At 64.4% G+C, this 6,217-nt stretch carries 4 protein-coding genes and 1 pseudogene; all 5 read right to left on the bottom strand.

Annotated elements, in window-relative coordinates:
- Positions 1–158 (bottom strand): annotated as a pseudogene (locus HG262_RS30740) (L-seryl-tRNA(Sec) selenium transferase); the annotation flags it as partial.
- A 1-nt stretch (position 159) separates the two neighbouring features.
- A complete protein-coding gene (gene fdhE / locus HG262_RS30735; RefSeq protein ID WP_169274592.1) occupies positions 160–1,092 on the bottom strand; it encodes a formate dehydrogenase accessory protein FdhE in 933 nt (310 codons plus the stop codon).
- Positions 1,093–1,264: 172 nt separating this feature from the next.
- Complete coding sequence (locus tag HG262_RS30730) at positions 1,265–1,897, bottom strand: formate dehydrogenase subunit gamma (RefSeq protein ID WP_169274591.1); 633 nt, start codon at positions 1,895–1,897, stop codon at positions 1,265–1,267.
- Positions 1,890–2,789, bottom strand: a complete 900-nt coding sequence (fdxH, locus tag HG262_RS30725) for a formate dehydrogenase subunit beta (RefSeq protein ID WP_169274590.1) — start codon at positions 2,787–2,789, stop codon at positions 1,890–1,892. Before fdxH ends, HG262_RS30730 begins: the two co-directional genes overlap by 8 nt.
- Before the next feature lie 10 nt (positions 2,790–2,799).
- Positions 2,800–5,868 carry a formate dehydrogenase-N subunit alpha gene (fdnG, locus tag HG262_RS30720; RefSeq protein ID WP_169274589.1) on the bottom strand — a complete coding sequence of 1,023 codons (3,069 nt, stop codon included), beginning with the start codon at positions 5,866–5,868 and terminating at the stop codon, positions 2,800–2,802.
- Positions 5,869–6,217: the final 349 nt, after the last annotated feature.

The following is a 6,217-nucleotide window of genomic DNA, read 5'->3' as shown; positions in this document are numbered from 1 at the left end:
TGGCGCTGCGCGTCCAGGTCGCGCCGCAGCGCCGCGACCACTTGGGTGCGGCCATGCGTTTCCAATGCGGCGCGCAGGGCATCGGCGTTCAGCAGGCGGTCCAGCGGCGGGATGTCGGAGACAGCGGCCACGCCGCCTTCTAACGGGTGCTCGGCCATGCTATTGCTCGGCGCCATGCCACAACAAGGGGTTGCCGCTGGCGCGCGAATAGCCCGCTTCGCCCACCAGCACGTCCAGCATCAGGCTGGCCAGGTCGTCGGCCACCGGCTCGACGTGCAGGTCCTTGTCTTGGTAGAAGATCTTGCGGTAGGTGTGGCAGTGGTCGCAGGTTTCGGCCTTGATGGCAGGCGAACGGCCGTCGATGGCCTGATACGCCACCGACTCCACGTCTTCGCAATGCGTGCATTTCACGCGCACCATGTGCCATTGCGTGGCGCACAGGCTGCAGCACAGGTAGCGATAGCCTTCGTACTGCCCGCCCACCCGGACCACGCTGGCCACCGGCAGGCTGGCGCACACGGGACAGACGCCAAAGGGGCTGACCACGGGCAACTGCTTGTCGTCGAAGCGGCTGGCCAGATCGGTCCAATACACCTGCAAGGCCGCCATCACGAACGGCGCCGCGGCCCCATCCACACCCTGGTCCTGCTCGGACAGCACGGCTTCGGCCAGGTCCTCCAGCGACTCCGGGTCATCATCGATCGCCCGACGCAGCGCGGCGCAGACCTCGATGGCTTCGGCCGGCACGTTCTTGCCACCCGACACGTCGTCCAGCAACTGCGCCAGGATGGCGCGCCACATGGGATCACGCGGCCAGCCGACCGCCTGCAAAGGCGGCATGCCGTGCGCCTGCGCCAGCGCGACGCGGTCTTCGGAGGCTTCAGGCGCCGTGCAGTCCTTCAGCGCCCGCTGCTGGGCGTCGACCAACTGCGCCATCAACAGCAGATAGTCGGCCACCGGGCTGTCCGCCGCCAACTGGCGCAAACGCGCCGCGCGCGTGGCGAACACGGAACCGCGATCGGGCAGGCTGACGCGGGGAATGGTGTTGTGGTCTAGCGCTTCGATCTCGCCGCGCGGAAGAATTCGCTGCAATTGCGTCTCCAGAAAAACAAACACGGCTGCTGGCCTTCAAAGAAGGATAGCAGCCGTAGGCAAATACGTGGACGTGCCGTGGGGGCCCCTCCCTCCGCCGGGCCGCCCCAAGGAGGGACAGCCCCCTCGGGGGGCAGGAAGCGCGCATCGCGCGCGCACCGTGGGGGCCCCTCTACTTTCGGATTTGCTCGCGGAACCAGGCGCGGTGGTGTTTCCACGCCCAGCCTGCCGTCACGTAACCCCGCAGCATCGCGGTGAGCGATCCCTTGACCCAGATCGCCGCGTAGATGTGCACGATGATCGAGCAGATCAGCACCAGCGCCGTCACGGCGTGCACCACGGAGGCGACCCGCACGACCCAGATGGGGAAATAGAACGCGAAGAATTCGCGCCAGATCACGATGCCGCTGGCGAACAGCCCCAGCATGCACAGCACCAGCACATAGAACAGCAGCTTCTGGCCGGCGTTGTACTTGCCGACTTCCGGCAGCTTCTCTTCGCGGTTCTCGACCACGTCGTTCAGTTGCTTCAACCACTGGCGATCCGCCTTCGTCATCATGTTGTGCCGCCACATGTGGCCGGCGAACACGACGAAGCAGACGAACATCACCACCCCGATGAAGGGATGCAGGATGCGCGTCCAGGGCCCGCCGCCGAACAGGTTGGTCAACCAGAACATCGACGGATGGAACAGCGCCAGGCCGGAGAGCGCCAGCAGGATGAACGTGAAGGCGATGATCCAGTGGTTGGTGCGCTCGCCCGGCGAATAGCGCTTGATCCGGCGGTGATGGCGGTCTTCAGTCATGGCGCACCTCCTCTTCGGCACGGCGTTCGTCTTCTTCCGAGACCTCGTTGCGCCCGACGCGGGCGTAGTGGAAGAAGCCCGCCAGGGCGGTCAAAGCCATCGCGGCCACGCCCAGCGGTTTGGCCAACCCCTTCCACAGCGACACCATGGGGCTGATATGCGGGTCCTTGGGCAGGCCGTGATACAGCCCGGGCTGGTCGGCGTGATGCAGCACATACATGACGTGGGTGCCGCCCACGCCCTGCGGGTCATACAGGCCAGCCTGGTCGAAACCGCGGGACTTCAGGTCCACGATCCGTTCCTCGGCGTGCTGCTTCATGTCTTCCTTGGTGCCGAACACAATGGCGCCGGTAGGACAGGCCTTGACGCAAGCCGGCTCCTGGCCGACGGCCACGCGGTCGGAGCACAAGGTGCACTTGTACGCCTTGTGGTCCTTCTTCGAGATGCGCGGCACGTTGAACGGGCAGCCGGTGATGCAGTAGCCGCAGCCGATGCAGCTTTCCTCGTGGAAATCCACGATGCCATTCGTGTACTGGATGATGGCGCCCGGCGAGGGACAGGCCTTCAGGCAGCCCGGATCCTCGCAGTGCATGCAGCCGTCCTTGCGGATCAGCCATTCCAGGTCGCCAGCGGGATTCTCGTATTCCGAGAAGCGCATGACGGTCCAGGAATGCTCGGTCAGGTCGGCCGGGTTGTCGTAGACGCCCACGTTGGTGCCGATCTCGTCGCGCAGGTCGTTCCATTCCATACAGGCGCTTTGGCAAGCCTTGCACCCGATGCATTTGGAGACGTCGATCAGCTTGGCGACCGAGCCCGTGATGGGCTCGCGAATGCCCGGCGGCGGCGTGGTCGTGGCGGAGCGCCGCTTGATGTCTAGGGATTGCATGGACATGTCGGTTCTCCTAAGCCTTCTCGACCTTGACCAGGAACGACTTGAATTCCGGTGTCTGGGAATTACCGTCGCCCACGAACGGCGTCAGGGTGTTGGTGAGGAAGCCGGGCTTGGCCAGACCCACGAAGCCCCAGTGAATGGGGATACCCACGTGGTGCACCGTCTTGCCCTCGATGGTCAGCGCCCGCAAGCGCTTGGTGACCAGCGCCACCGCCTTGATGTAGCCGCGGTTGGACGACACCTTCACCCGCGTTCCGTTGGCGATGCCAAGCTCCTTGGCCAACGCGTCGCCGATCTCGACGAACTGCTCCGGCTGGAGGATCGCGTTGATGCGGACGTTCTTGGTCCAGTAGTGGAAGTGCTCGGTCAGGCGATAGGTGGTGGCCACGTACGGGAACTTGTCCACGGTGCCCATCGCGGCCAGGTCGTCCTTGAAGACGCGCGCGGCCGGATTGCTGGTGACGCCCTTGGCCTTCGGATACAGCGGGTTGTACCCCAGCGGCGTCTCGAAAGGTTCGTAGTGCTCGGGGAACGGCCCTTCAGCCATGCCCGCCCGCGCGAAGAAGCGCGCCACGCCTTCCGGGTTCATGATGAACGGGCCCATGCCGCCGTCGGGGTTCTCGTCGCCCTTGAAGTCGGGGATGTCGGCGCCCGCCCATATCTTGCCGGTCCAGGAGATCAGCTTGCGGCGCGGATCGAACGGCTTGCCGGCCACGTCGCACGATGCGCGGTTGTACAGGATGCGGCGGTTGGCCGGCCACGCCCAGGCCCAGTTCAGCGTCTGGCCGATGCCGGTGGGGTCGCTGTTGTCGCGACGCGCCATCAGGTTGCCGCCCGGGCCCCAGGCGCCCGCGAAGATCCAGCAGCCGCTGGCCGTGGAGCCGTCGTCGCGCAGTTCCGCGAAACCCGCCAACTGCTCGCCGCCCTTGCGGGTGACCTTGGTGGGGTCCTTCGGGTCGACCAGGTCCACGAGCGCGCGGCCCGAGTATTCCTTTGCAAGCTCTTCCGCGGTGGGGTTCTGCGGATTCGAGTAGGGCCAGGACAGGTTGACGATGGGGTCGGGATACTTGCCACCTTCCTCCTGGTACATCTTGCGCAGGCGCGTGAAGATCAGCGCCATGATCTCGATGTCGCTCTTGGCCTCGCCCGGGGGCTCGGCGCCCTTCCAGTGCCATTGCAGCCAGCGGCCGGAGTTCACCAGCGCGCCGTCTTCTTCGGCGAAACAGGTGGTGGGCAGGCGGAAGACTTCGGTCTGGATCTTGGTGGGATCCACATCGTTGGCTTCGCCCGCGTTGCGCCAGAACTCCGAGGTCTCGGTGACCAGCGGGTCCATGATGACCAGGAACTTCAACTTGGCGAAACCGTCGTTCAGCTTGGCCTTGTTGGGCGCCGCGGCAAGCGGGTTGAAGCCCTGCGCGATGTAGCCGTTCATCTTGCCCTGGACCATGAGCTCGTAGACTTGAAGCATGTCGTAGAGCTTGTCCAGCTTGGGCAGGTAGTCGAACGCCCAGTTGTTTTCCGCCGTGGCGGCGGCGCCCCACCAGGCCTTCATCAGGCTGACGTGGAACTTGTTGTAGTTCTGCCAGTAGCTGAGCTGGTTGGGACGCAGCGGCTTCTGCGTGCGCGTCTCGATGTACTTGCCGTAGTCCTGTTCGGGTTCGTTGGGCAGGGTCATGTAGCCCGGCAGCAGGTTCGACATCAGGCCCAGATCCGTCAGGCCCTGGATGTTCGAGTGCCCGCGCAACGCGTTCATGCCACCACCGGCGATGCCGATGTTACCCAGCAGCAGCTGCACCATCGCGCCGGTGCGGATGATCTGCGAACCGATGGAGTGCTGCGTCCAGCCCAGCGCGTACAGGACGGTGGCGGCGCGGTTGGGGCTGGCGGTGGACGCCAGCATTTCGCACACCTTCAGGAACTTGTCGCGGGGCGTGCCGCACACGCGCTCGACCATGTCTTCGGTGTAACGCGAATAGTGCTTCTTCATCAGCTGGTAGACGGTGCGCGGATGCGCAAGCGTCGGATCCGTCTTGACGAAGCCGTCTTCGCCGCGCTCGTAGTCCCAGCTGGCCTTGTCGTAGCTGCGCTTTTCGGCGTTGTAGCCCGAATACAGGCCCGCCTCGAACGTGAAGTCCTCGCGGACGATGAAAGAAAAGTCGGTGTAATTGCGCACGTACTCGTGCTGGATCTTGTCGTGATCCAACAGGTACTTGATGACGCCACCCAGGAAGATGATGTCGGTGCCGGTGCGTATGGGCGCGTAGAAGTCCGCCACGGATGCCGAGCGCGTGAAGCGCGGATCCACGACGATCAGCTTCGCCTTGTTATGGGCTTTCGCTTCCGTGACCCATTTGAACCCGCACGGGTGGGCCTCGGCGGCATTGCCGCCCATGATGAGCACTACGTCCGCGTTCTTGATGTCGACCCAATGGTTCGTCATCGCTCCACGGCCAAACGTCGGGGCAAGACCTGCCACCGTCGGGCCATGTCAGACACGGGCTTGATTGTCGAACGCCAGTAATCCCATGCTGCGCACGGTTTTGTGCGTGATGTAGCCCACCTCGTTGCTGCTTGCCGAGGCGGCCAGCATGCCGGTGGTCAACCACCGGTTCACCGTCTTGCCGTCCGCGGTCTTCTCGACGAAGTTCGCGTCGCGGTCGGCTTTCATGAGCTTGGTGATGCGGGTCAGCGCGTCGTCCCACGACATCCGCACCCATTTATCCGACCCGGGCGCCCGGTATTCCGGGTACTTCAGGCGATTGGGGCTGTGGATGAAGTCGATCAGGGCAGCGCCCTTCGGACAGAGTGTGCCGCGGTTGACGGGGTGATCGGGGTCGCCCTCGATGTGCATGATGCTGGCGCGCGCGTTCTTGGCGCCATCGCCCAGACCGTACATCAGCAACCCGCAGGCGACCGAACAGTAGGGACAGGTGTTGCGCGTTTCGGTCATGCGCGCAAGTTTGTACTGGCGCACCTCAGCCATGGCTGTGCCGGGAGCAACCCCGAGCAATGCCAGGCTGGAGCCTGCCAGGGTTGCACCTGTCACCTTGAAGAACTGGCGGCGATTCATGTTGACCATGAAGCACTCCTCTCCTGGTGAATGACGAAAGCCGGAGGCTCGAAGGAAAAAGCCCTACGACTTCCAAGGATATTTCAACAAGTATATTCCGAAGCCGCATCGCCGTGCCATGGGTCAAACCCGCTCACGGCCGGGATTTGGCAGCGAAATGGGAGTTGTTCGCAGATTTTGGATGGTCGCCGGGCTGATACCATTGCCCGCGGCCGTCGCTGGATCATCGGCCGTTTTCACGTCTTTTCCGCCTGATTCGCTGGAGCGCCGATGCGCCGCTTTGCCCCCCTGGCCCTGTCCCTTGCCGCGTTGGCCGGGGCACCCGCGCCCGCCGCCGCCGCCCCTGCCCGCGCCGAGA

Origin of the sequence: Achromobacter sp. Bel, assembly GCF_012928505.1 — a bacterium.
GTDB lineage: Bacteria > Pseudomonadota > Gammaproteobacteria > Burkholderiales > Burkholderiaceae_B > Achromobacter.
This window is presented reverse-complemented; position numbering and strand designations above follow the sequence as displayed.

Bases quoted from the DNA above. Each gene is read 5' to 3' on its own strand.
- HG262_RS30730 (WP_169274591.1), bottom strand. From the start codon at position 1,897: ATGACTGAAGACCGCCATCACCGCCGGATCAAGCGCTATTCGCCGGGC.
- fdxH (WP_169274590.1), bottom strand. From the start codon at position 2,789: ATGTCCATGCAATCCCTAGACATCAAGCGGCGCTCCGCCACGACCACG.